29 protein-coding genes and 2 tRNA genes are annotated in these 24,780 nt (G+C 50.7%); 16 read left to right on the top strand and 15 right to left on the bottom strand.

Annotation, left to right across the window (positions count from 1 at the left end; all coding sequences use genetic code 11):
- Positions 1-254 precede the first annotated feature (254 nt).
- From VGS11_13535 to VGS11_13515, 5 genes are all read right to left on the bottom strand, one after another.
- Complete coding sequence (locus tag VGS11_13535) at positions 255-740, bottom strand: DUF488 domain-containing protein (protein ID HEV2121109.1); 486 nt, start codon at positions 738-740, stop codon at positions 255-257.
- Between the two features lie 65 nt (positions 741-805).
- Positions 806-2,398: a TCP-1/cpn60 chaperonin family protein gene (locus tag VGS11_13530; GenBank protein ID HEV2121108.1), complete on the bottom strand. Its 1,593-nt coding sequence runs from the start codon at positions 2,396-2,398 to the stop codon at positions 806-808.
- Between the two features lie 11 nt (positions 2,399-2,409).
- The gene (locus VGS11_13525) at positions 2,410-3,018 is read right to left on the bottom strand and encodes a hypothetical protein (GenBank protein HEV2121107.1); all 609 of its coding nucleotides are present in this window, start codon (positions 3,016-3,018) and stop codon (positions 2,410-2,412) included.
- A gap of 34 nt (positions 3,019-3,052) precedes the next feature.
- Positions 3,053-4,945: a GMC oxidoreductase gene (locus VGS11_13520; protein HEV2121106.1), complete on the bottom strand. Its 1,893-nt coding sequence runs from the start codon at positions 4,943-4,945 to the stop codon at positions 3,053-3,055.
- A gap of 2 nt (positions 4,946-4,947) precedes the next feature.
- Positions 4,948-5,781 carry a gluconate 2-dehydrogenase subunit 3 family protein gene (locus VGS11_13515; protein HEV2121105.1) on the bottom strand — a complete coding sequence of 278 codons (834 nt, stop codon included), beginning with the start codon at positions 5,779-5,781 and terminating at the stop codon, positions 4,948-4,950.
- A gap of 124 nt (positions 5,782-5,905) precedes the next feature.
- Between VGS11_13515 and VGS11_13510 the strand changes: the two genes are divergently transcribed.
- Both VGS11_13510 and VGS11_13505 read left to right on the top strand, forming a co-directional pair.
- Positions 5,906-6,358 (top strand): plastocyanin/azurin family copper-binding protein, encoded by a 453-nt coding sequence (locus tag VGS11_13510; GenBank protein ID HEV2121104.1) that lies wholly within the window; start codon positions 5,906-5,908, stop codon positions 6,356-6,358.
- Between the two features lie 113 nt (positions 6,359-6,471).
- Positions 6,472-6,924 carry a plastocyanin/azurin family copper-binding protein gene (locus tag VGS11_13505; GenBank protein HEV2121103.1) on the top strand — a complete coding sequence of 151 codons (453 nt, stop codon included), beginning with the start codon at positions 6,472-6,474 and terminating at the stop codon, positions 6,922-6,924.
- Between the two features lie 52 nt (positions 6,925-6,976).
- Here VGS11_13505 and VGS11_13500 read toward each other — a convergent pair whose 3' ends face one another.
- Genes VGS11_13500 through VGS11_13490 form a run of 3 tightly spaced genes read right to left on the bottom strand, consistent with a single transcriptional unit; the run spans position 6,977 to position 8,517 of the window.
- Positions 6,977-7,267, bottom strand: a complete 291-nt coding sequence (locus VGS11_13500; protein HEV2121102.1) for a stress response translation initiation inhibitor YciH — start codon at positions 7,265-7,267, stop codon at positions 6,977-6,979.
- Positions 7,268-7,299: 32 nt separating this feature from the next.
- Positions 7,300-8,103, bottom strand: coding sequence for a DUF5781 family protein (locus VGS11_13495; GenBank protein ID HEV2121101.1), 804 nt, complete (start codon positions 8,101-8,103; stop codon positions 7,300-7,302).
- A 12-nt stretch (positions 8,104-8,115) separates the two neighbouring features.
- The gene (locus VGS11_13490; protein HEV2121100.1) at positions 8,116-8,517 is read right to left on the bottom strand and encodes a DoxX family protein; all 402 of its coding nucleotides are present in this window, start codon (positions 8,515-8,517) and stop codon (positions 8,116-8,118) included.
- Positions 8,518-8,756: 239 nt separating this feature from the next.
- On the opposite strand from VGS11_13490, the gene VGS11_13485 reads away from it, so the two are divergent.
- Positions 8,757-10,142, top strand: coding sequence for a hydroxymethylglutaryl-CoA synthase (locus VGS11_13485; protein ID HEV2121099.1), 1,386 nt, complete (start codon positions 8,757-8,759; stop codon positions 10,140-10,142).
- 63 nt (positions 10,143-10,205) lie between these two features.
- On the opposite strand, the gene VGS11_13480 is transcribed toward VGS11_13485, so the two are convergent.
- Entirely contained in the window at positions 10,206-11,354 is a 1,149-nt protein-coding gene (locus VGS11_13480) for a cation:proton antiporter (protein HEV2121098.1), read from the bottom strand.
- 132 nt (positions 11,355-11,486) lie between these two features.
- On the opposite strand from VGS11_13480, the gene VGS11_13475 reads away from it, so the two are divergent.
- Positions 11,487-11,589, top strand: a tRNA-Arg gene (locus tag VGS11_13475).
- A 14-nt stretch (positions 11,590-11,603) separates the two neighbouring features.
- Here VGS11_13475 and VGS11_13470 read toward each other — a convergent pair.
- The gene (locus VGS11_13470; GenBank protein ID HEV2121097.1) at positions 11,604-12,494 is read right to left on the bottom strand and encodes a hypothetical protein; all 891 of its coding nucleotides are present in this window, start codon (positions 12,492-12,494) and stop codon (positions 11,604-11,606) included.
- Positions 12,495-12,637: 143 nt separating this feature from the next.
- On the opposite strand from VGS11_13470, the gene VGS11_13465 reads away from it, so the two are divergent.
- From VGS11_13465 to VGS11_13455, 3 genes are all read left to right on the top strand, one after another.
- Positions 12,638-13,150, top strand: coding sequence for a DUF3237 family protein (locus tag VGS11_13465; protein HEV2121096.1), 513 nt, complete (start codon positions 12,638-12,640; stop codon positions 13,148-13,150).
- 56 nt (positions 13,151-13,206) lie between these two features.
- Entirely contained in the window at positions 13,207-13,671 is a 465-nt protein-coding gene (locus VGS11_13460) for a hypothetical protein (GenBank protein HEV2121095.1), read from the top strand.
- Positions 13,672-13,735: 64 nt separating this feature from the next.
- The gene (locus tag VGS11_13455; protein ID HEV2121094.1) at positions 13,736-14,749 is read left to right on the top strand and encodes a hypothetical protein; all 1,014 of its coding nucleotides are present in this window, start codon (positions 13,736-13,738) and stop codon (positions 14,747-14,749) included.
- Between the two features lie 57 nt (positions 14,750-14,806).
- Here the strand turns inward: VGS11_13455 and VGS11_13450 are convergent, their stop codons facing one another.
- Together VGS11_13450 and VGS11_13445 are read right to left on the bottom strand one after the other, a co-directional pair.
- The gene (locus tag VGS11_13450) at positions 14,807-15,361 is read right to left on the bottom strand and encodes an Lrp/AsnC ligand binding domain-containing protein (protein ID HEV2121093.1); all 555 of its coding nucleotides are present in this window, start codon (positions 15,359-15,361) and stop codon (positions 14,807-14,809) included.
- A 95-nt stretch (positions 15,362-15,456) separates the two neighbouring features.
- Positions 15,457-16,173 carry an alpha/beta family hydrolase gene (locus VGS11_13445; protein HEV2121092.1) on the bottom strand — a complete coding sequence of 239 codons (717 nt, stop codon included), beginning with the start codon at positions 16,171-16,173 and terminating at the stop codon, positions 15,457-15,459.
- Positions 16,174-16,285: 112 nt separating this feature from the next.
- Between VGS11_13445 and VGS11_13440 the strand changes: the two genes are divergently transcribed.
- From VGS11_13440 to VGS11_13430, 3 genes are all read left to right on the top strand, one after another.
- Positions 16,286-16,825 carry a glycosyltransferase gene (locus tag VGS11_13440; GenBank protein HEV2121091.1) on the top strand — a complete coding sequence of 180 codons (540 nt, stop codon included), beginning with the start codon at positions 16,286-16,288 and terminating at the stop codon, positions 16,823-16,825.
- A gap of 64 nt (positions 16,826-16,889) precedes the next feature.
- Positions 16,890-17,441, top strand: coding sequence for a thioredoxin family protein (locus VGS11_13435; protein ID HEV2121090.1), 552 nt, complete (start codon positions 16,890-16,892; stop codon positions 17,439-17,441).
- A 13-nt stretch (positions 17,442-17,454) separates the two neighbouring features.
- On the top strand, positions 17,455-18,039 hold the full coding sequence (locus VGS11_13430) for a GNAT family protein (protein ID HEV2121089.1): 585 nt from the start codon (positions 17,455-17,457) through the stop codon (positions 18,037-18,039).
- 39 nt (positions 18,040-18,078) lie between these two features.
- Here the strand turns inward: VGS11_13430 and VGS11_13425 are convergent, their stop codons facing one another.
- Entirely contained in the window at positions 18,079-18,738 is a 660-nt protein-coding gene (locus VGS11_13425) for a DNA-3-methyladenine glycosylase 2 family protein (protein HEV2121088.1), read from the bottom strand.
- Positions 18,739-18,792: 54 nt separating this feature from the next.
- Here VGS11_13425 and dcd point away from each other — a divergent pair, with 54 nt between their 5' ends.
- Together dcd and VGS11_13415 are read left to right on the top strand one after the other, a co-directional pair.
- Positions 18,793-19,275, top strand: a complete 483-nt coding sequence (gene dcd, locus VGS11_13420; protein ID HEV2121087.1) for a dCTP deaminase — start codon at positions 18,793-18,795, stop codon at positions 19,273-19,275.
- Between the two features lies 1 nt (position 19,276).
- The gene (locus VGS11_13415) at positions 19,277-20,086 is read left to right on the top strand and encodes a phosphoribosyltransferase family protein (GenBank protein ID HEV2121086.1); all 810 of its coding nucleotides are present in this window, start codon (positions 19,277-19,279) and stop codon (positions 20,084-20,086) included.
- A 253-nt stretch (positions 20,087-20,339) separates the two neighbouring features.
- Here VGS11_13415 and mtnA read toward each other — a convergent pair whose 3' ends face one another.
- Positions 20,340-21,386 carry an S-methyl-5-thioribose-1-phosphate isomerase gene (gene mtnA, locus VGS11_13410; GenBank protein HEV2121085.1) on the bottom strand — a complete coding sequence of 349 codons (1,047 nt, stop codon included), beginning with the start codon at positions 21,384-21,386 and terminating at the stop codon, positions 20,340-20,342.
- A gap of 100 nt (positions 21,387-21,486) precedes the next feature.
- Here mtnA and VGS11_13405 point away from each other — a divergent pair, with 100 nt between their 5' ends.
- Complete coding sequence (locus VGS11_13405; protein HEV2121084.1) at positions 21,487-22,005, top strand: hypothetical protein; 519 nt, start codon at positions 21,487-21,489, stop codon at positions 22,003-22,005.
- A gap of 25 nt (positions 22,006-22,030) precedes the next feature.
- Positions 22,031-23,347 carry a histidine--tRNA ligase gene (hisS, locus tag VGS11_13400; GenBank protein HEV2121083.1) on the top strand — a complete coding sequence of 439 codons (1,317 nt, stop codon included), beginning with the start codon at positions 22,031-22,033 and terminating at the stop codon, positions 23,345-23,347.
- 299 nt (positions 23,348-23,646) lie between these two features.
- Here hisS and VGS11_13395 read toward each other — a convergent pair whose 3' ends face one another.
- Complete coding sequence (locus tag VGS11_13395; GenBank protein HEV2121082.1) at positions 23,647-24,075, bottom strand: hypothetical protein; 429 nt, start codon at positions 24,073-24,075, stop codon at positions 23,647-23,649.
- Between the two features lie 79 nt (positions 24,076-24,154).
- Between VGS11_13395 and VGS11_13390 the strand changes: the two genes are divergently transcribed.
- Positions 24,155-24,379 carry a hypothetical protein gene (locus tag VGS11_13390; GenBank protein HEV2121081.1) on the top strand — a complete coding sequence of 75 codons (225 nt, stop codon included), beginning with the start codon at positions 24,155-24,157 and terminating at the stop codon, positions 24,377-24,379.
- 190 nt (positions 24,380-24,569) lie between these two features.
- Positions 24,570-24,660, top strand: a tRNA-Arg gene (locus tag VGS11_13385).
- Positions 24,661-24,780: the final 120 nt, after the last annotated feature.

Here is a 24,780-nt window from a genome sequence, read left to right as displayed (position 1 = left end):
CGTGGTTCTTAGCCTCCTGTCGCCTTATTGTATCCAATTGCGCATTCACATACTTCATTCTCGGCGCAGTACAGGCAAGCGCACCTACAACTATCAATTTCGTAATCGCAGTTTGGGCAAGCGTAGGGCTCGTCTTCCGGCGTCTAAACAATCTCCCGATTACAGTGACTACGCCTCTGGTTCGACATAAGGCTTCAGATGGGCGATTCATCAGGGAAAAAAAGTGTCCTCCTCGATAGCTTAGAAGAGATAGATCAGGCAATATTCTCAGGGTAGGTAATCTGTGTATCTTCAACATGGGCCCATCTTGTCAGCGTGTGTGTTGTGCGCTTTTTGATCGTCATAATGTGTTCCACCTGTACCCCTCGGATAGTCAGGGCGTCAGAGATCAACCACCGGTGACACCGCCATGGCAGGACCTCGGCACACATAATGACAACCTGAGCTTTCCGAGCAAGCTCTACTAGTTCTTCAAGACCTTCTGTGAACTCTTGAGATTGCATGTAGTCTGCGAACCCTCTGAATGACCGGTTCCTCCAACCCATATTCGACGAGGTATGGTCGGGGTGGCGCAGACCGCCCAAGCTCTTCATTGGGACGTAGTCTATCGTGGATTCTTTCAATTTCTCGGAGAGTGATTGTTGGTTGAATTGTGGGTTGTGCCTAGATCGAGGTATTGTCCGGATATCGACGAGTCGCGTGATTGTTTGAGCGTGGAGGATGTCCAGAAAATTCTCTATTGTTCTTGTCGAGTGTCCGATTGTGAGAATTAGCGTCGAAGATGCCCCGGATCAGTCGGAATATGCTACTGTTTGTGGAACTTTGGAATATCTTTCACGTAGAAGCAGTCATCGATTCTTAGCAACAGGGAAACGAGCTCAAAGGCTCTGTGAATGTTGGCCTTGTTTACCGAGGCGAGCTCGATCACGTTCGCTTCATACATGTCAATGCCTCCATTCTCTCCCACACCCATTGCCTGCCTCCCATTAGCGTGATGATTGCGAAGCTGGATCATCGTATCAATTGGATCGAGGCCATAGTTCGTGGAGAGGCACTCAGGAATTTTTTCTAACGCGTCGGCGAAGGAGCCAATTACGAACTGCTCTCTTCCCTCAAATGTTAGCGCATATCTTCTGAGCTGCAAGGCTAGTTCAATATGGATCGCCGCTCCCCCAGGGACCACTTTGGGGTTCGACCGCGAATGTTTCAGTATGAGGAGCGCTCTTTTCACCGTCTTTTCCAGCTCCGACACGAGCTCGGGACTACTGCCTCGAAGCAGAAGTGTGGCCCCTCCTTCGCAGTGAACGATGACGATATCATTGGGCCTGATCTTGTCAGCCTCCAGCCTCTTCGCAATTCCTACGTCCCGTTTCTCAAGCTGGTCAACATTACTGACAATAGTCCCGCCGGTCGCTTTTGCGGCGGCTTCGAATTCCTGGTAGTCAACGAGTTGCACGACAAAGACTCCTTGCCTGCTAAATTGGTCGGAGAGTCTATCGTCGATCTTCGATCGGGAGATCAGAACGTTAGCTCCCGCCGTTTTCACTCTTTCGACCAAGAGACTTCTTAGTCGATTCTCTTCAGATCTGAATTGCTGGATATGTTCTCGGCTTGTTATGTTCAACTTGACTGAGAACGGCCCTTCATCTTTCGACTTCAGCTCTAGGCGTTTGATCTCGAGCTTAGTTACGAATGCGATTCTAGGGGCGTCGATCCAGTCCGGCATGCTTGGATGGGCTTTGCCTTGCTTGAGGACGACTCCGCGCACTAGCTCGGAATCGTACGTCTGACCCCCGTGCTTTGTCACAATTCGTATTCTGCTGATGTCGATAGCTCCATTTTCCGTGACGCAGCTAATAGCCTCGGAAAGATTCCTTCGCAGGTTTCTACTGAGGAGTTCCCTTCCGCAATCAATGCCCTCCAAGAGGTGCTCGTCAAGGTCTTTCCCGACATTCTCTCCCGTTTCGTTGATAATCGCGATCGATTTCTTGGTCGCTTTCAGATAGCCCTCAAGGATCGTGTTCGCGTGGAAGCCCATCTCGATTAGCTTGTCGGCCTCGGTTAGGAGTGCTGAGACTAGAACGAGAAGAGTGGCGATTCCGTCTCCAGTATGCTGACGCTGGATCTTGGCTGCCTCAGCCAGGGTCATCATTGCCGGATGTTCGATACCCAGCTCGTCGACAACATCGATCGCGTCCTTGGTGACCTTCATCACCATTTCAGGACCCCTCTGATACGTCACAAGCTTGTACGCTCCTTTGGTTCCGAGGCTGCTACCGATCTTGAACGCGGCCAAGGACGCAAGGTTCAGATTTCGTCTCCAAGCCTCTTTTCCAACTAGCCTTCCGCGGTTTTTCCGGAGGACATTCGGAGTTGCAGCCAGGACTTGTTGGGCCAAAGGTTACTCGCCTAGCCGAACATGTGACGGCTCCTCATCACGGCCTCGTGTATCTTCGACGCACGATCCAGCCAGCCCAGACCGGTATACAATTCGCTCTTCATCTTAAGCGGGACAATTGGAACCTTCACGCCCACGACGTATACGTAATCCGGTTCGAAGTCGAGCGGGTCTCCCCACTCCCAGGCTCCCACCTTGATTTGTAAGTCACCGTGTACATCGAGCCGTGAACCTTCAACATCAAATCGGGCCATGTAGCTTTGGATACGAACTTTGTAGGGTTTCAGGTCGACTATCGCTTCCCTCACTATCTCTCTCTCATCAGTGCCACCGAATTCAATCTGATAATTTGCGAGCTTTCCTGTTATCTCATCGCAGCCTGACTTGGTAGTTAGTATTGAGATGTGATCTGGTCTTACGTTGACGCCTGATATTACCTCGGCAACATCCCCTCCAAGCGCCCATTTGTTCACGCAGCCCGTGAGAGCATTTCCTATCAGGATAGTCGCATCGAGTAATTTCTTGTTGAGGACTACAAGTTCTTCCGGTTTTGGGATTCTGCTCTCGAAGTGAGGAATAGGCATCGGCTTTGGCTTGCCGGATAGTCTTAGGGCTGGCAAATGCCTACTCCTTGAGCGACTAGAGATTGCGCTGTTAGGGCAAAATACCGGGGGTTGCGAGCGCGAGATATTGTTTGATGCCCTCAGCGGCGCGATAAGACTGCGGACCCGCGATATGTGTCCCCGAGGGAACATTATCTCCGGAAGTATTGGTAATCTCGCCTGCGCCGAAGATGTTGAACACTGGTTTCGATGCGGGTGACCAACATTGGTTCCATTTGTTCCAGACGGAGGTGCTCTGGTTGGCTCCGATTCGGCATCCTCCTCTTAGGTGATGACCCCACCAGTCGTTGTGTGCTGCCCCAGGCGCCACTGTTGCGCCGACAGTCACATTTGACGCTCCCATCTTGGTGAAAATGTCCTTGACCTTGTTCACCAGGTAGGTAGCTCCATTGTAGGTGTTCGGTGTCCAGTCGTAGGTAAGCCTAGCGAGTGGGTCGCCGTAGATGTCGGTGTAGTGCGGGTCCAGATCGACGTAGTTGTCGGTTGTCGGAAGGTCATGAGCCAGTGGTGTCGAGCTCAGGGTTGTTTTGGTTGGCAGATACTTGTCCTTTTGAGTGGTTTTGAACGTGCCTCCCATGCTGGCTGACGAGACGCTGCCCGCGAACGTAATATTTCCAGGTCCCCCTCCAGGATATCCTCCAGCGCCGACCTCGGCTCCACCGATGAAGGGAGGACTTCCGTTTAATGCGGAGACGCTATGATCGAAGTTGTCGTCCATCAGATCGTAAATGTCCACACTGCCCCCGCTCCCATTGCCCGCAGGATAAGAGTTGCCGCCAGTGTTAGGGAGTGTTCCGGACACGTTCGTTCCCTTGTACGGAAGATAGCCGTTGGTAAGACCTCTTCCAACAGCGCCGGTAACCAAGGTTGGGTTTGAATTCCATACGTAGGGTGCGCCGATTCCGGAGAGGAGCATTATTCTGATCATGTTGTACCCCCACATTCCGTTGAAGAAGACCGTGCCTGGCTGAATGTGCACGTTTCCTTGTGGATCGTAGTAGCGCGCCGCGGTAACTAGTCCTGTTGTTGGATCAGTGTCGAGACGGAAGATGAAGCTATTCACTACAAGTGTGAAGTTCCCGCTGCTCACGGCCGCGGGGATGGTTCTGTATGCAGCGTTCGCCTTGGCACCAGTCTCGCAAGCATAGTCGCAAGGACCTCCACAGTACCCGTCATAAACGCAGGGATTGACTGGTACACCGTATTGGTTTGTGTATGGTTGCGACGCGAGAGCGCTGACGTGAGGAAAGGGATTGTATCCGAGCGATTGAGTTGCGTTTTGGAATAACGTTCCGATGGGCGTGATAGGCGAGGGTGGCAGTGGATAGTTTTGACTCATCCAAGGATAACCCATGTCGGACGATGAATTGGTTTTACTTCCGTTGTAGTTTCCGCAAAGTCCGTGGGCTTTTTCCCACTCCACATAATATGGCTCATACTGGGCGTAGGTCAGTGGCCAGTCCTCAAGATCGTTATGTGGGTTTACGGTATTCAGAAAGGGCGAGCCGTACCTGCTGATAGTTGATGAATATTGAGTGTATCCCCATGGGCCTTGGCGTCCCATTGTGCCGCCATAGTGTTGGGCGGCTCCGCCTACTCCATGTCCGAGCGCATGGTACTGGATGGGCATAGTGTATCTGCGGACGGGCAGTGCGAACTGGTTGCTGTTGTTCCTGATTGTGGCCGATTGGAGTGGAAGGGGACTGTCATATTTCCGTCCTAGTCCAACTCCCCATTCGTCGTACTTTGTTGTCGAGAAGTCGTTGACGTAGTCCCAGTATGGACCCTTTGTTATCGCGACGACTTTGTAATTTTTGCCGCCGTTTAGGCTGGCGATAGAAAGCTCGGCTGCTATTACGCCGCTCATATAGCCGACCCCCAGGATAACTACGTCTGCTGCTGGCTCGGTAATTGTGGTTGGCATTTTTAGGATCTCCCGGACGCTTGTTGCTGATATTGTGCGAGGCTTGCTGGCTTGAGCCTAGTTGGAGAAGTTGCGACCATGAGAGTTTTCTGGTCCAGGCCTTCCCCGTAGAAGTTCCCGAAGTTTACTCCGTTGAACCCTGTGTATGTCCATCCAACCATGTTCTGGTTTCCACCGTAGATCGGGTCCATTAGGAATCCGGCCCATGTCATGAATACAAGTTCATAGGCGAAATCGGATGGGAGAATATTGCTGAAGCTTGTTGGCTTGTTTGCCCACAAATCTTGTAGGAGCTGTAGCTGGTTCGCTGAAGAGAGCGTCTCGAAGTTTCCTCCGTAGGCGCTCTTAGCATAAGCCTGAAGCGCTAGTAAGCCGACTCTCCAGAATTCCCTTAGATTCAGAGGGTACTGGTAATTCGTGCCCGCACCGACTCTAACCTTGGGAGAACCCGCAGAGTAAGTCTGCGTTCCCACCGTGATTGGGCCAGCCTGGCCCGGCGGCACAAACGGTCCATCCATGAACATGTTGGCGCTCTGTCCATAATCGCCCGCCAACTGTCTATCGATGAAATAAATCACCCCAGCTTCTTTCGCCCCCGGATCGCTATCCGTAGGTATGATTGTCTCAACGATCTTTTCCACGAGGGATTGCTCGGCTACGCTAAGGCTGATGAAACCGACCACAGTACTGACCCTATTTTTCAGGCTAGTAAGCTGAGTCGTTAAGGCAGAGTTCTGATTTCCGAAAAGCGGGATTTCGATCCCTGAAGCTACGAGCGCGCTGCCGGCAGCGGCCAAACCGAGCTTGAGAAATTCACGTCTGGTCTGATTGACCATTCGAGCTCAGACGAGCCTCTGCCCACTCCTATTTTAGCCTGCATGACCAGAAAAAAAGAGGTGTATTTTTCCTTGGAAAACGCTTATTTTCTCAGCGCTTCACAATTCGTCCCTGTGTTCTAGTTTGCAAACAGCTCCACCAAAGAAAATGAAGTATGTCGAGCTCGTTGTTCCTGTCCTGATCGTCCTTGCCATAGGAGCAGGAATCGGTCTAGCCTCGGCGGGAATCTATCAACTCGCTACAGGCTCTCCAATCTTCACCGCCTCAGCTGGCAGTCTTGGGGTGTCGAGCTCAGTGAGCGTCTCGATCCCGAAAGGGGTTGGAAATACTCAAGCTCTCAACTATGTCCCTGCAAGTGTAACGGTCGCGAACGGTGGCACGGTGGTTTGGACGAACAATGACCCGGTTCCGCACACCGTGACTTCAACCAACGTTCCGTCTGGAGCTAGCTCTTTTGATTCTGGAAACATGAACGCGAATGCCACGTTCAGTCACAAGTTCACTGTAGCGGGCACCTACCAGTACGTGTGTTCCTACCACCCGTGGATGCACGGAACAGTTGTTGTCACGGGATGAGAAACGATACCGTTCCATAACGTGCGTTAGATTTCGCGAACGTCTGGATCGATTTCGAAAAGAGGCCTTGTGGTGGCCAGAGGACTAACTTCAGCTACGAGGAAGAGATCCGTATGAAAGAAATTCAGCAACGGGTCCTGATCCTAGCAGTTGTTGTCACAGCTATTGTCGTGACGGCGACGGTCGGCTACATCTATGTCGGTTCATTGTCTTCAGCCAATCCGATAGTGACAGTTGTCAGGATACCGAAGGACTCCTCAGCGGAACCAACGGGGTTTAACGTAAATTATTTCCAGGCGAACTTCGTGAATGGCACGTACCCTTTTCCCGTTAACATCTCGGTCACAATTGGAGTCAACAACACGATAGAATGGGTAAACGACGATGTGGTCGGTCACACGGTCACAGCTCTTGTCGCTCCATCGGGGGGGCCGAGGTTTAATTCAGGAATAATCTTCTCAGGAAAAACGTTCTCTGTGACCTTAACCGTTGCAGGGGTTTACAGATACACCTGTGCGTGGCATCAATGGCTCGCCGGGCAGATAATCGTCAAACCTCCCTCATGATAACTAGCGGCCGATCTGTATGACAAGAGTTGCGGCATAGCCGTGAAAATGTCTAGAATATTTCTATGTGATCGTCAGGAAAGCCCAGTTTGACTAGTTCAGCTTTGATTCTTGCGCGGTGGTCGCCTTGCAACATTATCACACCATCCTTCGCTGTTCCACCGGTTGCTAGGCGCTCTTTCAGTTTGTGAGCGACCTCTGCAAGGGATCGTCCCGTCTTGGGTAGTCCTTGGACGACAGTTACGGGTTTTCCCCATCTGCGAAACTCAACTCTCACGGTGAGGTGGGTTTCGCTCTTGTCGAGTTCTTTCAGGGCGCTGTTGAAGTCGAATCCTTCACTCAATCCGGTCACCCTAGGACCGTTTCAACCACGCATTAGTTCTTTTCGGCTAGTTCCAAGAACCGGTTCAAATAATCTGCGAGAAGCTTTCGATACTGATCCCGGGTCATGTTTTCTTTCAGATTGATCATCAGGTCTTTGAAGTATGGGAACTTGCTCGCGACTGTGGGCGGCATTTGTGAGAGAAATCTCCGGTTTGAGGCCTCGGCCTTTCCACCGGTATCTTCTATGCCGTGCCTCGTCATCTGACCGATTGCACGAGCGTTATGGACCATGATTGACGCGTTCATCCAACGATCCATTTTGGGATTGCCGGATTCGACAGTTTCATCTTTTATCCAGTCTTGAAGGAAGCTGCTTATCTCGCCTGATTTGAATATCGGGCTTTTCTTGATGACCTTCATCGAGATGTCGTCAGCGTACAAGTCCTGAATATCATTCAGTAGATCATGGACGATCTTCTGCTGATAGTCATGCAACAAGTGTTCTTTCCCGAATTTGTCTATCGCTTCCTCGATTACTTCAGCGTCGTGGGATGGGTGATTGTTTTCCATCCTGTATATGTGAGACATTTCGTGAACAAGCAAGCCTTCTAACATTCCTGAATCAACAGAGCCGCCTGATACTACTATTCTGTAGCCTCTAGCCTGCGGCATGGTGTACCCCATGAATGGAAGCTGAGGATCAACGGCGACCTCCACCTGGCTCTTGATGCCGAAGCCTTGCTCCTTCATCATGCGAGACGCATTCTGGTATGCTTTCTTTACAAGTTCATTATTCGCATTATCGGTGGTGGGAGAAGCCGTCTTTGCGACGGTCGTGTTTCTTCTAGCCGACACCTTGTGTTCCTCCTATAGTGCTAGTAGGTGATCTATTGAATAGATTCCGCTGCCAAGTAGAGCCAGTGCGAGCGCGGCCAAGAACAATGTGACATCGATCTCGTAGCCACTGGCATATTTCTTCTTCAGTTTGCTTTTTGAGAACCACGTAGTCGATAGCATCCAGAGCGCCGCCAAGACCGCAACAATCGGGGTTAGTAGTCCGAGAATCAACGCTGCTCCGCCGAAGAACTCGAAAACGCCCCCGAGTGGAACCATGGCCGCGGGCATTCCTACGCTCTTCATCCAGGCTTCACCTTGCTTTCTTTGAGTAGTTAGCTTAGGGTATCCGTGTATGATGAACAGGGTTCCGACAGCCAGTCTTAGGATAAGCGATGGCAGGTCTACGGAGCTTCCGAAGAGGGTTTGAATCATATCCCATCAACACTTTGGTCTTTATTATAAAGTAGGTAGTCAACTACTACCAAGTAGGTTATTGTAAGCATATCAAGTCAAGCTGTCTTGACTAAGAGAAACGCAAGGAATCGTAACTGCAAACTCCCATGACAATAGAACATCTCGCCTATCTTCTCGTAACCCCCCTATTTGCGTAAGTGAACTGAAACGGACTCCTTAGCTCACAAGCCTGCTCAGGAGGACACCCCGTGAGGACCATGGTTGGCATCGATGACATCGCAGTCTACATTCCGCGATTGTACTTGGAGCTAGCAGATGAGAAGAGGCTAGAGAAACCGACGGAATTTTCTGCTGCAAGAAAATCTGACCCTTCGAAGTATCTTCATGGCATCGGAATCGCCAAAATGTCGATTCCGGACACCTACCAAGACAGCTCGGTCTTGGCTGCGAATGCAATCTTCGAGCTGATGGAAAGAAACAGTGTTCAACCGGCGAGTCTCGCAAGAATTGACATTGCGACCGAGACCGGCGTGGACGAATCCAAACCTGTCGCCGCATATGTTCACGGAATGTTAGAACAGAAGTATGGTAAGGGATCTCTGAAGAGAACCTCAGGCGTCGAGTACAAGTTCGCATGCGTAAGCACCGCAGATGCTCTGGAAAGTTCACTCGACTGGGCATGGGCAGGCAGAAGCAATGGGAAAAGTAGCATCATCTGTGCAACCGACATAGCTAGATATCCGCTTACCAGTCCCGGAGAATCGACCCAGGGAGCAGGGGCCGTCGCCCTCCTAGTCAAGGAGAATCCTCGTTTGCTGGTGATCGACCCGATCATCGGCACTCACATGGAGGATGAGGATGATTTTTGGAGACCGCTTTTCTCGACGACGGCAGTCGTCCACGGAAAACATTCTGAGAGATGTTATCTCAGAGCCATGGAAGGTGCGGTCGACAACTGGGCAGAGCAAGCGGTTGCCTCTGGCATCGTTAGGGCTGGACAAGGCGAGTCGTTAGTAGATCACATAGGTCCCATCTCTTTCCACGTCCCGTACCCGAAGATGGCGGAGAAAGCTTTCGCGTACCTGTTGAGACATTTCTGGCGAGGCCTCCCCCGCTGGAAGGAAGTCCTGCGCGTGATTGGCGACGAGCCTCAAGCAGACAGCTACAAGAAAAGAGAGGAGTTCGAGAAAGCGGAGGCCGATTACATGAGACACTTCATGGAGACCAAACAATTCCAAGCCGACTACCAAGACAAAGTGGCTGACGGACTAGTACACGCAAGAGAGAGCGGCAACAGCTATTCTGCCTCTGAAAAAAGCTGCCTCTCAATGCTCCTGGAGACCAAGGCAATGAGGGGAATCGATCTGGCAGGAAAAAGAGGTGGATCTGGAAATTATGGAAGCGGCTGCAAGGCCAAGGCATCAAGCTGGACTGTTCAGGAAGAATGGGCTGCTATCGCCAAGAGATTTGGCCATGCCGAGAAATTACGCAATCGCAGACCAGTGTCTCTCGCCGAATACGAAATCCTGCACGAGGGGAAAGCATTTCCTGATGGAAGAAAATTTGTCGCAGAGCCTGAAAACGAGTTCGTGTTGATAGACGTGACCTCTCAAGGCTATCGACACTACAAGTTTGCTGACTAGCTGTCGCAGCCGAGGAGAAAGTCCTTCTGAGAATCTGTCTAAGCCATCTCAACTAACCACTCATCAGGGTTCATTCGACGGACGCGTCAATCTATCGATCAGTGGGGACGCGAGCGCAGTTACTAGAACTGCTAGACCGGCTACAGGATAGAGCTGCGGGCCTACTAGTCCAGCATCAACTCCCGTCTTAGCGAGTACCAGCGAGAACTCTCCACGTGGAACCAGGATCGAACCAACTAGAATGGGGCGTCCGATCCGAGCCAAACGCGCTCCCAGGACGCCTCCAGCAAGCTTGCCGAGAATAGCTCCAGCCAAGATGATCATGAGTGGTAAGCCGAGGGATAGGGCAGTGGACGTGTCGATCAGGGTCCCCATCGATAAGAAGAAGAACACGATGAAAGCGTCCTTGAGGGGTAGAATTTTCTCTCGGACATACCTCGATTGCTTGACGGGAAGAAAGAATCCGACCAGCAAGGCTCCGATAGCAGGCGAGAAACCAAGATAATCTGAAAGTACGCCGAATAAGAACCCGAATGACAAAGCAAGCAGGAACGCGACTTCACCGATTTCCAGCTCGTACTGGCTCACCTTGTTGATTAGCCATGGGCCAAGATACCTGCCAAATCCGAAGCTCGCTATGAACAGGAAAAATCCCTTCGAGGCGATGATCAAAAGGCCTGACGCCTGAAGTTGGCGTCCCCCTGCAAGCTCGGGCGTAAGGAACAGCAAGAAAACGGCAATCACATCCTCCACAACCATCACCATCATCAGCGCAGTGAAATTTTGATCATGTTCTGGAAAACGATCTAGAATCAGTTTCGCAACTATCGCTGTGCTGCTGAGACCAAGAACTGACCCGAGAAAGAGCGCGGTCCCCAGATCCCATCCTGCAGACAGAGCTGAGAGCACGCTGACCAGAAACGCGACAAAAAACTCTACTGTGCTTAGAACGAAGACCTTGGACCCGACCTTGCCAAATTTGCGAGGGTCGAGTTCGAGCCCGACGACGAACAGTAGCAGTATTATTCCGAGAGTCGCCAGAAAGTCAATAGCTGTCGTGTCACGGATCAGACCGAGACCGTAGGGTCCAACGAGCATTCCCGCGACCAGTTGGCCGACGATCATGGGAAGGCCCAGTCGATAGAAGAGAAGACTGACAAGAAGAGCCGCAGCCACGGCAATTCCTACATCTAACAGAAAAGTTGTCTGCAAGAACTAGCCTTGATCAATCGCACATGAATGGCTAAAGCGTTTTCTAGGAAGCCTTGGTCACAATCAGCCTACAAGGTTGCAGCTCTCTCCTGCCGAATAGTTAACTAGATGTTTCATTCCGTTTTGTTTCAAGGGCCCGTAGTCGAGCCAGGACCAAGACGTGGGCCTTCGGAGCTATCTATTTCGGAGTGAAGAGAGCCCAAAATCGTGGGTTCGAATCCCACCGGGCCCGCCAACGCTTCACAGATGTTAGCGACAGCTTTTCCAATTTTTTTCTCGGCCGAGATGTTCCGAGAGTACTGACCTTTTGAGGATCCCGATGTTCAAACCTCGAGTTACGATGGCTTTGCGGAAACCAACAAGGTGATCGAATCTTTGCAGATTTCTGTGCCCTCTTCTGACATAGATGCCAAACATTTGGTTGGCTCCATCCTTGTACGGGCTAACGCCTATTCCGAGTTTTTGGTGAATTAGAAGGATTTGGTTGCGCAATCTTATGTTCTTGATAGCTCCGGTTACGTTTCCTTCTCTCGAAGTGCTTCCTTCATCTTCCCAAAACGCCCGTACAATCTGTACTAACAGCCCCGTGTCTGAGTTCATAACTGCTGACTGGAGATGCTGCAGAGTCCGCACGTCTGGTTTGCAAAGAAACCTGCGAATGTCATTGCAGGCGATGATTGAGGCCCCGGTTACATCATACACATCCATGTTCTTGGATGCATATTTTCGAATTCGCGGCTTAAGCCCTCGATAGCTAATTTCGAGGTCATTCAGAAACTGCCGAGCCAAAGCTGACGATGCGGTTGTATAGCTGATAACGTAGCGTGTAGCGATTCCGTCGAATAATATGTGCCCTAGCAGGCGAGCCTTGTCACGGGTCAACTCTTGGGACGTTACCGCTACGGTTTTAACGCGAGCAAACTTGCTGACAAAATTACGCTGTGTTCGAAAAACCCCTTCTTGGATTCGCGCCTTGCTTCTCTTGTCGAGTCTAACTTTGAAAGCATACTTGTGCACAGTGCTTACTGAAAATCCTGCGCGGCGAGCTACCTCCTTGTACGACTGCCCGCTCCGCCGAAGAGCTCGAATCCTACAAATCTGCTCTCTTATGAGGGGCTTCAGAACAAGGACGTCCCGCAAACTGTCTTATCTTACAGAGTGTGGTCCGAAAATCGTGGGTTCGAATCCCACCGGGCTCGCCACCCATCCCTTTATGAGGTCCGGGCTGAATTCGCTAAGTGTTTCTCGAATAGAATTAATATCGTCGAGATTGCGGAGGGATTATGCGACTGGAACCTCTCTACACGGTCCGATTCTTCTATCCCGACGGATGGCAGGTTAATCTTACTGGGAAAAAGGGAACTGAGGAAGACCATTTCTACTTCGCTGAAGGAATATGTGAGGGACGCATCTCCGGAAGATTTCGAGGATCGAATCATCCTCACCGACGTACCGACGAAACCTTTACCATGAATATCCAAGGATTCATAGAAACAGATGATTCCGCGTTGATAATGCTCGACTTCCAAGGCTATGGCCGATCATCCGACCGATCTCAGGAACTGTACAAACTTAGGCCAACAACAAACCCCGCGACGAAGCGGCGTCGACAGGTCGTGGGTTTTGCCAGACACACGACGGAGAGCGAGAAATATCGATGGTTGAACGACGCGGTGTGCGCTATCGCCGGGGAGGTTCGAGTTCCAATGGAGATACCACCTGAGCAATTGAAACAAGCGGACGTCAAACTGGCATTCAGCATAGCGGAAGTAATCTGGGAACCCCCGCCAGAGTAATTCGTGCACTCACCCAGCTACAATATGACAATACTCAATGAACACCGACCATGAGAATGACAGAAAGTGAACGCAGGTTTCACCGGAAAACCGGGGCCCAATCTTTCAACAGAACTTGGGATTACCTAGAGAAGAAGAAAAGAAACGCCGAGGATGACGCGATGATGCTACACTTGGCCCACTCGTCGCGCTATCATTGGAGTCTTGTCGGTAGTCCCCGAAACCAGGCAGTTGGGGATTGGCAGATCTCTCGAGTATACGCAGCCCTCGGCCGTCCCAACCTATCGCTTCAATTCGCCAGATCATCACTGGAGATCGCCAAGAAGAATAACTTGATAGAGATTCTCGGCACTGCCTATGAAGCTGTTGCGCGAGCTCACGCGGTGGCAAAGAACTACAAAGTTGCCAGAAAGTATCTCAGCAAAGCGAAGAAACAACTTGGCTCCTTGAACATTGATGAAGAGGACCGACAGATCTATGCTGGTCAGATTCGTGAAACGGAGAAGATGATACGCCGGTAGTCTCATCGACTATGCTTAGACCCCCGAGGAAACGATTAACAGAGCCAGTTTGAAGCCAAACGTCATGAAACAGCCTACAATTGAATGGCTACTGGATCCAAAGGATCCTTCCATAAGATTTCACACTCTCACCGACCTACTAGGTCGTCGCACCAGCGACAAAGATGTTGTAGCAACCCGAGAGAGGATAGAAAAATCTGGGCCTGTCAGGCGCATAATGAAGGGGCAAACCCGTGGGGGCTACTGGCCTCCCAAGGAGACTTGCTATCGTCCAAAGTGGACGGCTGCTGCCTGGCCTCTGGCCTTACTAGGTGAGTTGGAAGCTCCTGCGGATCAGAGAATCAAGGGTGAATGTGAACGGTTTCTCGAATTGCACCAAGTGGATACAGGCGCTTTTGCTTGTCCGAGCAAGATTGAGGAGAAGAGGAGGAGATGGGACGAACCATGTCTCACAGGCAACATGATCCGAACGCTAATCAAGTTTGGATACGGCGAGGACCGCCGTCTCAAAAACGCAATCAACTGGCTGGCCAAGGGACAACTGGAAGACGGCGGATGGAACTGCGATTATCCCGAAAAGAAAGTGAAGCACAGTTCATTCATGTCAACCATCGAGCCACTGTGGGCCTACTCAGAAATTCCTCGGCAAAAATGGACGAGAAAAATGAAACGATCAATCGAAAGAGGAGCGGAGTTTCTCTTAATGCACCGCGTCTACAAGTCAGACAATCATCATTGGAAAGAGACCTATCCCTTCTTCACCGCGCTTCATTTTCCAATGTACTACTTCTATGACATTCTTCACGGGCTTCGAGTGTTGACAAAACTGGGATATTCAGATGACGAGAGAATTAGAGACGCGACTCACCTTTTGCTTTCAAAACGCAGTCCGAACGGAACTTGGAATCTGGAAGGGGACTGGTTCAGAGAAGGAGATTTCTTCTATCCGAGTGGAAAGGGAAGAAAGGCCCCCGCGACCATAGAACAAATTGGAAAGCCTAGCAAATGGATTACCCTCAATTGCTATAGGGTCTTAACGGAAACCGGCGACCTAGAAATTCCTAGGAACTTCCGGTAGACTCAACGAGGAATATGGGAAAAGAAGAAGCCTGAGAGTCGGGTAGAATCTATCCCTCTAATATGGCGATGTAGGTGTCCAAGCGACCAGAGTCTCCATAGCTGTTATTCCGTTGATACTGCCCAGTTTCTCAACGGATGTTTCAAGGAGCTCTTCCGGACTGTAGCCGTGGAATGCGGCGAACAGGTCGAACTCTCCAGGTATCACGTGGGCTTCGACGAAGCTCGGGAAGGTCTTGATCTTTTGCAGGACGTTCTTGTAAGCTCCCCTCACCTTTACTAGGGCGAAAGTGATAGGATCCTCTGACTCGTCCTTTTTCGCGTTGGAGATCCTCTGGAGGGAAATCCCTGCCTGAGTAGATGTAATCCCCCTGATCTTTCTGATCTTCTCGACGATATTGAAAGTCTTGTTAGGTTCGTTTGTTCGCAGTTTGATTACGAGATCGAATCTGCCTGTCACAGGTATGACGGTTTCAACATTCTTGATCTTTCGCAGTTGACCGATAACACGTGTTACTCCTCCTTTGACGTTGGCGAAGACCCAGCTGGTCTGTTCTGCTTTCGGCATTCGTTTCCACTGAGTGTTGATGGCGGATGACTCGCCTATTTCCAATGACGCTTACCCTGAACGCTAGTTACGGGTAACGTCAACACAATTTATTGTCAAGAATTCGCCCGGTTTTTCGATGCCTATCACGGTTCGAGCAATTAGTTGAGCTGAGTTCTCAGCCACTCTTCCAGAACGTTCGAGGTCTGATCGAGCCTTTTGGAATATATCGCGCGTCCCTTGCGAGGGTTGAGAGAGTGATCTCCTCCCTCGACAATGTGTAGCCTGGCGTTTGGCCCAAGTTTTGAAACTAGATCCGCTAATTGATCTCGCTCCGCATAAGGGTCTCTGGTGCCAGATATGAAGAGCATCGGTTTCGAAATCTGGGAGAGGTGCTTGACTCCAAGATCCTCTGGTCTACCAGGCCGGTGAATGGGATAGCTGAGATAGTAGAGTGCACAGACATCGCTTCTTCCCGGTTTATCAGCTACAACATGGGATGCAACAGCAGCTCCCATCGACAGTCCTCCTATGACTAGCTTCTCTGGTCTGTGACTAGACATGACCTCGTCGAGGACCTTTCTATAGCACGCAACGAGGACTTCCTTTGGGTCGGGAGTTCTAGTCAACCGAAATCTAGCTTCCATATACGGAAAATTGAATTTGACGGTGAGGAAACCTCGGCGGGCCATCTCGACATGAAAAAATGTGATGAGGGGAGAACTCATCGATTTTCCTGCGCCGTGAGCAAGGACTAGGGTCGTAGAGTTTGACGGGTCTTTGTTCGGAGGAGAACCGTAGGTCATGCTGATCTGCCTCTCAGCACCGAATGGAATCTGTTTAGTCTCCAGGCCTACTGAACTGGGAGGAGCTTTCAAACCAATTTCCCGACTAGGCGGCGTCGGTTAGTATGACTACCGGGAAAAAGGCGGCTTGAACAAAAGGGGGGATAGCTTAAAAAAGAAACAGATATTCTATTCGCCTACAACCATGAATGAGACGACACTTTCACTTAGGACGAACATGCGGAAGCTCTGGGCAGATCACGCGATCTGGACCCGCCAATATGCCCTCTCCGCACTCGAGAATGCACCCGATATGGTCGCGGCAAAGGAGAGACTCTTGAAGACTCCTGATAGCATCGGCAACTCTTTCATTCCATTCTATGGCGAGGGAACAGGCAGAAAACTCGCCGAGCTCCTGAGGAAACACGTCCTCCTAGGCGTTGACCTTATCGAGTTCGCAAAGGCTGGAGACCAGAAGAATTTCGAAACACAAGATAGTAAGTGGACTGTGAACGCTGACGAAATTGCAGGCCTCCTTAGCCAGACGAATCCTCATTGGGCCAAGGACGACATGTTTGACCTGCTCCACCAGCATCTGACCCTGACGAAGAGGCAAGTTGAGGCACGACTTGACAAGAGATGGAACGATGATGTCGTAGCTTTCGACGATGTCTTCACCGAGATCAATGCCGTCGCCGACACGATCTCGCAGGGCATGATGAAACATTTCCCCGACAAGTTCTAACAGAGCCCCGAGTTAGCGCTCATCAACCGTTACCTACGGCCGATGAGTACGACGAGTGCTGAAGTTGGAGCTTCCCCAAGCTAAAAGTGAAACATTCATAATCGGAGCAGGCGCTCCGGACTTTGGAAATCTCCTCGGCGTAGACGGGGAACGTTATTCTCTTTCGTCATTCCAAGACAAGAAGCTACTTGTTCTCTTGTTCGTCTCAAACGGATGCCCGACCGTAAAGGCTTCTCAGGACAGGATGCTCAAGATCCAAAGAGACTACTCAGGGAAGAGCGTGCAGTTGTTGGCTCTTAACTCAAACAACTCCTACCTGTCCCCCGCTGATACATATGCAGAAATGGTCTTAAGAAATGAGGAGAGAGCTTTCAACTTTCCATATGTCAAGGATGACGACAGGGCGGTTGCAAGAGCTTACGGGGCAGTTTGCACGCCTCACGTATTTCTCTTGGATGAGGAACGGCGACTGCGCTACAAGGGTCGCATAGACGATTCAAGAAACCCCGAAAGGGTAACAGTCAGCGACCTGAGAAACGCGATCGACGATCTTCTCGCAAATCGACCCGTTCGAGTATCGGAGACAACAGCCTTCGGCTGCAGCATCGTCTGGTAACTCGGCGAGAAACTTGTCTCGTCCATCGCTAAAGGTAGGTCGTGTCCACAAACGGTTCAAACTTGCTAACGTACCGAACGTAACTCTGCGCGTGCTTCGCTGGGAGGACCTTGATAGTCTTCTCTCGTTCATCAATAACCTGGTGCAAGAGAAACATGGCGACTCGAATTCAGGACTATACGCAGGATTTGACAGAAGGTTGACTCGAGAGGAAGAAGCGGAATGGCTGGCCCATACCCTGATGGAAATAGAGAGAGGAGACGTCGTTAGCGTAATCGCTGAAATAAGTGGGAGAATAATCGCAAATGGTGAGGTAACACGTGGCAGATACGAAGACACACATCACCATGGACACCTGGGGCTAACTATGATCAGCAAATACAGAGGACAAGGCATAGGACACAGAATCCTTGAGACTCTCGTTCAAGAAAGCCGCAAAATAGGATTAAAGACTCTTGACGCAGAGTTTCTGGCCGAGAACAAGATGGCCCGACGAGCTTACGAGAAAGCAGGCTTCAAACAAGCAGGCATGATTCCTGACAAGGTCTTCAGAGATGGAAAATACTTCGACGGGCTAATCATGGCCAGAGAGTTGTGATGTGATTTCTCCGTTCAGCGAAACGGGACTTTTCTCGATCTACCATTTTATTGGATCTTGCGGTTTCTCCTGGCTTCTCCAGAGGTACAGGGTGGCAATAGAACAATAAGGATGCCATTTTTTCGACAGCTGTTCGAATTTTTCTCTTGTTGGTAGGTTTCTCAGCCGGTAGATTTTCTGAGCAGCCTTCCTCAAGCCAAGATCGTCGACCGGCAGGACGTCTGTTCGTCCCAGGACAAAGATGAGAAACATTTCCGCCGTCCATCTTCCGATCCCTTTTACCTTGTCGAGCTCTTTTACGACCTCGTCGCTTGGAAGATCGGACAATCGTTTCAGGTCTAGGACGCCATTCTCGATTCTCTCGGATAGGTCGCGGATGTATCTGATCTTCTGCGGCGACAATCCGCTAGCGCGTAGATATCTCTCCTTGGTCTCGAGGTATTGGCGAGGCCGAGGAATCTTGCCATCATAGATTTGTTTGAAGCGGTTGAGTATTGCCCGCGCTGCGGCTCCGGCCAACTGCTGGAAAATTATCGAACCCACAAGCGCTTCGTAGTCATCGTCGTCTAGATGAAACTCGTAAGGTCCTAAGCGTTTGATGATTTTTGCGAGTGCGAGGTCGTTTTTCTTGAGATGTTTCATTCCCCTAGTCCAAACCTCTTTCTGGGCTAGATTTGCGTCTGCCAATTTTTGAGTCAATCTAGTATCACTTCAAGCTTTGAATAGTGAGCGCTGGTTGAAGGGGACTTGTCAATGGCACTCTCGGACAAAGAAATCTCTTCAGCGATCAAAAATGGAGAATTGAGAATCCTTCCTTCGGGATTCAGGCTGAATCCAGCCGGAGTAGATCTGCGTGTTGATCGGAAGATCCGGCTCAGACCAAAACAACATTCGCTAGTGGCGAGCATCGAGACGGTCGAACTTTCTAGCGGCATTGTCGGATTTTTACATCTTCGCTCGTCTTTGGCGCGCGAAGGTTTGTTTGCGAGCCTTGCCTTGGTCGATCCTGGTTTTCGCGGGCAGCTGACTGTCAGTCTCTATAATTCTGGAGACAGCGCTGTCAATCTCGCAAAGGGTGAGAGATTCATCCAGCTCTCTTTGTTAAGACTTGGAAAGCCCGCGATCAAGAAATACGCTGGGCGCTACCAGAATAGTACTGGAGTGGTCGCGAGTCGTCGCAGAAAAAAATCACACGCGCGAAAAATGGAAAGCGTTATACATGGTAGCAGTGGCTAAGATGCCGATACAAGAAATGAAGGACACTTCACGCATTCTAGATCTCAAATACAAACTCATGACGATCGAACTGCTCAACCTAGCCAAACAGCGATTCACCTACAGAGAACTCTCGGCGATGGTTCACCTCCCTGAAACAGTTCTAAGCCGGTATGTGAAAGGACACGTCTTACCAACCGCGGAACGAGCAGAAGAGATCAACAAAACACTCCAGAGATACATGAGTTTAGACAAAGAACTTCTAGAAAGAATTCATTTTGATGAAGGAGGATATTTTGACAACACCGCGATCATCGGCGACACAATGTTGATGGAACGCGCCGTCCAACACGCAGTAGGCAAGTTCGCCGGAAAAAGAGTCACGAAGATCATGACAGCAGCGGTCGACGGAATACCGCTCGCAACTCTCCTAGCACACCGACTCGGCGTCGGATTACTTGTCGCCAAGAAACAGAGAGAAGTTGGAGTGAGAGAGTTTATCGAAGAAATTTTCGTGCCTCCAAAGACGGCTGTCGTATTGAGCTTGTTTGTTCCGAGGGACGCGATCAAGAAGACAGACTGCGTATTGATCGTCGACGATATCATCGACAGTGGAGAAACGCAGCGGGCGATGATGAAGATCATCCAGAAGGCCAAGGCGGAAGTCATAGGAATCTACGCCCTCGTGTCCATTGGAAGCGACTGGAAAGCCCGGATAGAATCTGCTGGAAACGTACCCGTGGAGGTGGTAACCCCGGTTATCAAGAAGGAGCCTAAGGAGAAGGAAAAAGAGTCCAGAGAGACAAGAGAAGTTAGGGAAATATCCGCCTAAACCTACTATTTCTCAGTAGAAAAGGTATACGACTCCGAGCCGTGAAAAAACCCGGAAGAAAAGAATCTATTCGATTCGACCCCTTTCCGAATCATGCATTTTTTCTCGCACTTTTCTGATACCAATTTTCTGGTCATATTTTGAAACCGGTTTTGAGATCGATTCTTCAAACTGTTTTTCAAACCGGAATCAATGATTTCTAGGGCCCCCCCGGGCCTACTCAAGTCTCGCGCGCCATTCCCTCCACTAATAATCAGCCAAACATAGCCCGGATGTTCTCCGCCAACGGCTGATGGACCACGCCGCGATCCGTCACAATCCCTGTAACCAACTCTGGTGGAGTGATGTCGAAAGCCGGGTTCAAAGCCCCAACATTCCTCGGAGCAAAACGCCTACCCCCAATCAACAATACCTCTCGCTGATCCCTCTCCTCGATAACCACCTGAGACACATCCGTCACGAGATCCAGCGTTGAGACAGGCGCCGCAACATAGAACGGAACACCATAGAACTTCGCTCCCAACGCAATCGGCAACGTCCCAATCTTGTTAGTAACATGCCCCGTCCCCAAGATCCGATCAGCCCCCACAACAATCTTGTCCACCACACCCTGAGCCATCAACTGTGCAGCCGCACTATCAGCGATGACGCGGACGGGGATCCCGTCCCGCGCCAATTCGAAAGCAGTCAACCTCGCCCCCTGCAACAACGGCCGCGTCTCCGTCGCAATCACCGACACCCTCTTCCCCTGCTCAACCGCAGCCCGGACCACCGCCAACGCCGTACCGTAACCCGCGGTCGCTAGAGCCCCCGCATTGCAATGCGTCAGCACAGTATCCCCATCTTCAATCAAGGCCGAGCCAAAACGCCCGATCTTGCGAGCTGACTCCAGCTCTTCGCGAAGAATCGCGTCAGCCTCTCGCTTCAACTCGTCCCCAAGGGATGCGACCGAGTCAGCCCGCAAAGACGCTTTGAACGTCCGCTCGACAGCCCAGCGAAGATTCACCCCCGTAGGCCTCGTAGAGATCAGAGCATCGGCGGACTTGCGAAGTAGTGACCTTGCCTGCTTCAGATCTTTGCCCCCGAGATCCATCGCGGCTAACACGAGACCGTACGCGCCAACAACGCCGATCAACGGCGCACCTCTAACTTTCATAGAACGGATCGCCAAACAGACCTGGTCCACCGTCCGCATCCGAACATACACCAGCCTCGCCGGCAGTTTCGTAGTATCAATGGCCTCCAGCACTCCATTCTTCCATCTCACGGGCTCAAGAGAGTCTCGTTCTTTTCCCGGCATTTCTCAAAACTCCGATGTGTCGAGCCTAGTTGTTCGCATGCCTTTATAGACGCCTGCCCGAGCCTTGACCGTTTCAAATCATAATCTGGTGCGATGATTGATGACGCTAGAAATTCTCGAAGCCTTCTTCTCCAAAAACAAAGTCTACATGAAAGAACCAGAGAAACTCATGGAGCTCCGGGAGAAAGCCTTCGGAACCCTAGCAGACAACAAGCTCTTCCTAAGTCCCTACGAAGCATTCTATCTCGTCGAGAAACGACGAGCCCATGTAACAGACGAAAAGACAGGAAGGGAGAAAACGCTCCAGAATCTTGTCACAAAACTATCAACTGGCAAAGCAACAATATGGACCAAGTATCTAGTGTACCGAGACCTGCGAGACCGAGGCTACCTGGTTCGAGAATCCGAAGAAGGCTTCGACTTCGAAACCTTCGGAAAAGGAGCCACCCGAAGACAAGTATCAATTGTCTTTGAGGGAGGAGAGTCCACACTCGAAAAACTCGCAAGGCTCTCTGCGAAAGCGAACAAGGACGGAAAGGATCTGGTCCTCGCCGTGATCGACAGGCGTACAGATATCGTGTATTACACATTGAATACCGAACGCTTCGAAGGAAAGTAGCTCCGAGACGGAGAGGGACATGAGCTTGTCAGAGACACAATTCACTCTTCCGCGGGGAATGAGGGACATTGACCCGGAGGAAATGTCCCGCAGGATATGGCTAACAGACAAGATACGGCAGGTGCTCTGGAACTATGGCTTCCAGATGCTCGAGCCCAGCCCTGTAGAAAACCTCGAAACCCTCGAGGCAAAATCGGGCCAAGCAGTCAGGGACGAAATCTACTGGTTCAAAGACAAAGCGGAACGAAACCTCGGACTACGATTCGACCTCACAGTAGGCATGACCCGAATGGTCGCAAACCGGTTCGACCTCCCTGAACCGATCAAGATCTCATGCATCGGCGGCGTATGGCGTTACGACGAACCACAATTCGCCCGATACAGATACCACACGCAATGGGATGCCGAGATCTACGGAGTTGCCGACCCATCGGCCGACGCAGAGATCATCTCTCTTGGCTCCGACATCCTAGAGTCAGTGGGCCTCAAAGAGCACATCATCAAGATCAGCAACCGCAAACTCGTCGAAGGCTTCCTACGCGGTCTAGGAATACAGTCCCAGAATGAACTCGACCAACTGATCAGGATAATCGACAAGATGGGAAAAATAGGATCCGAACAGGCAGAGCGAGAATTCACCGGAGCCGGCCTCTCCAAAGACAAGGTCAAACGAATCCTCGGCTTCGCCGACATTGGCGGAAACCCAGATGAAGTCCTGGGGGAGCTGGAGAGCAAACTGCCCAAAAGCGAGATGACCCACCAGGGCTTCAAAGAACTCTCCGGAACAGTGAACCGCGTGGCATCCCTCGGAAAAAAGACAAAGATCAAGATCGACCTCGGAATAGTCCGTGGAATAAGCTACTACGACGGAACAGTCTTCGAAGCCTACGACAAGGAGGGAGAGGATGTGGGCGCGATCTTCGGAGGAGGACGTTTCGACAAATTGTGCAAGATCTATGGAAAGCGAGACATGCCAGCGACGGGAGTCGCAGGGGGCTTCGAACGACTCATGCTGTCTCTAGAGCGAAAAGACCTCTTCCCTAACGTCCAACAAGGCCCGCAGGTCTTCGTAGCCACAGTGAACGAAAGCGTTTGGAACGAAGCCGTAAGACTCGCCCAAGGACTCCGCGGCCAAAACATCAGAACTGACCACGACCTCAAACAACGCCCACTCAGCAAACAACTGGAATACGCTGACTCCTTGAAAGTAAGAATATCTCTCGTCTTGGGTCCTAGAGAGATCAAGGAAGGAAGCGTACGGATGAAGGACATGAAAACAGGCGAAGAGAAGACTGTCAAGCTATCATCAGCAATAGATGAGGTCCAAAATGCCCTACAATGAGCTAGATTCCTCCGAACTGAGCTAAGAAATATCGTTCGATGCTTTTTTCGGAATCGTCAGAAAAAACTTAGACCAAAATATCCACGTATCAGCTTGCTATATTAGGCCCTTCTGATGATGTCAGGAACCGCGAAACAAATGAGCCTTCGTTCGAAGACACGGAACTTGAGGCGGAGACGCGTCAGAAGAGAAATTAGGACTAGGCTTATTCATGTAGCGGTAGCAGCGGGATAGTATCTTTTACTAGAAAGGCAAGATCGGCTAATCGAGAGTCCCCGGAATCCTAATCGTCTGTTACATTATTTCTGAGGGTTCAGGTCGTACATCTCTGGTGGATTCTTCGGCAGAATAAAATGGATGAAACCGTATCCGTATTTTTCGTGGAACTGATCGCTACTCTGAATCGCTTTCTTGAAGGCCTCTTCAAATCTCCTCCAGTCTTCCGCGCGAATAGCTTCACTCATAGAATGAAAGTGGGTTTTGACAAAGCTGTTCAAGTCTTCGGTGAACTTTGGCCTAAGGGTAGCCCCTATTCTGAATAGAGCGATGACCTGGTTGAGCTGATATTGCGCCAGTTTCCAGTTGGAGGCTTTCGCAGCATAGTAGAGAACATGATGTCTCTCACCTACCTCCTTCATCAAATGGGCCATTCCATGTTGAGCCTCGGCTAGCTGTTCGAGACTCAGCTCGCCGTGTTTTGTCTTGATGACGATCTTCTCATCTGGCATGATTGAGACCTAGGCAGTTTCGATCAGGATTTTCCTTATAGGCGTGAGGGTAGCTCACCCGAAAGAGGCAAGGGCATCCATGTGGGTTGAGTTCAAGTGTCCTATTTGTGGAGGAGACCTTGATGATGACAAGTCAATGGCGAACTTCATGGTCTGTAACGAATCGTCTCACGGGACCTTGAGGTTCTTCACAGGGGATGGTTGCTTCTTCACTAGCAATGAGAAGGTGGCTGAAGAACTGGTGAGAAAGGGAAAACGGGTTCATGTCATAGATCCGAAAGAATTTTTCGCTCAGCGAAGCTGACACTCCTGTGTGAGCGTTGACGGTGTTGACTGATGGCTATCTTGATCTAGAAATAATCTTTTACGCCTTTTGGAAATGAGCGATTCGAGGATTCTAGCCGGTATCAGCGTGTTGCAGGAAACCACAACCCGGTCTCAGCGTTCCCTCTTTAGGAACAATTAACTAGGCTCCTTTTGAGCCAGCCATCTTTGGGCCCGTAGCTCAGTCTGGACAGAGCGGCAGCCCCCTAAGCTATGAGCGGGTTGAGCTGTAGGTCCGGGGTTCGAATCCCCGCGGGCCCGCATAGCGTCCAATGACAGTCAGAGGCAAACCGAGAGGTTGAAACTGTAACTGCTCCCGGCTTTCACAGGCTTCCTCTATCAAAGGCCGGGAGAAGCTGCGCAATGCAAGATCAGATTTTG

It is taken from the genome of Candidatus Bathyarchaeia archaeon (assembly GCA_035935655.1).
Lineage (GTDB): Archaea > Thermoproteota > Bathyarchaeia > 40CM-2-53-6 > 40CM-2-53-6 > 40CM-2-53-6.
The sequence above is the reverse complement of the archived record's forward strand: the minus strand, read 5'-3'. Positions and strand labels throughout refer to the sequence as shown.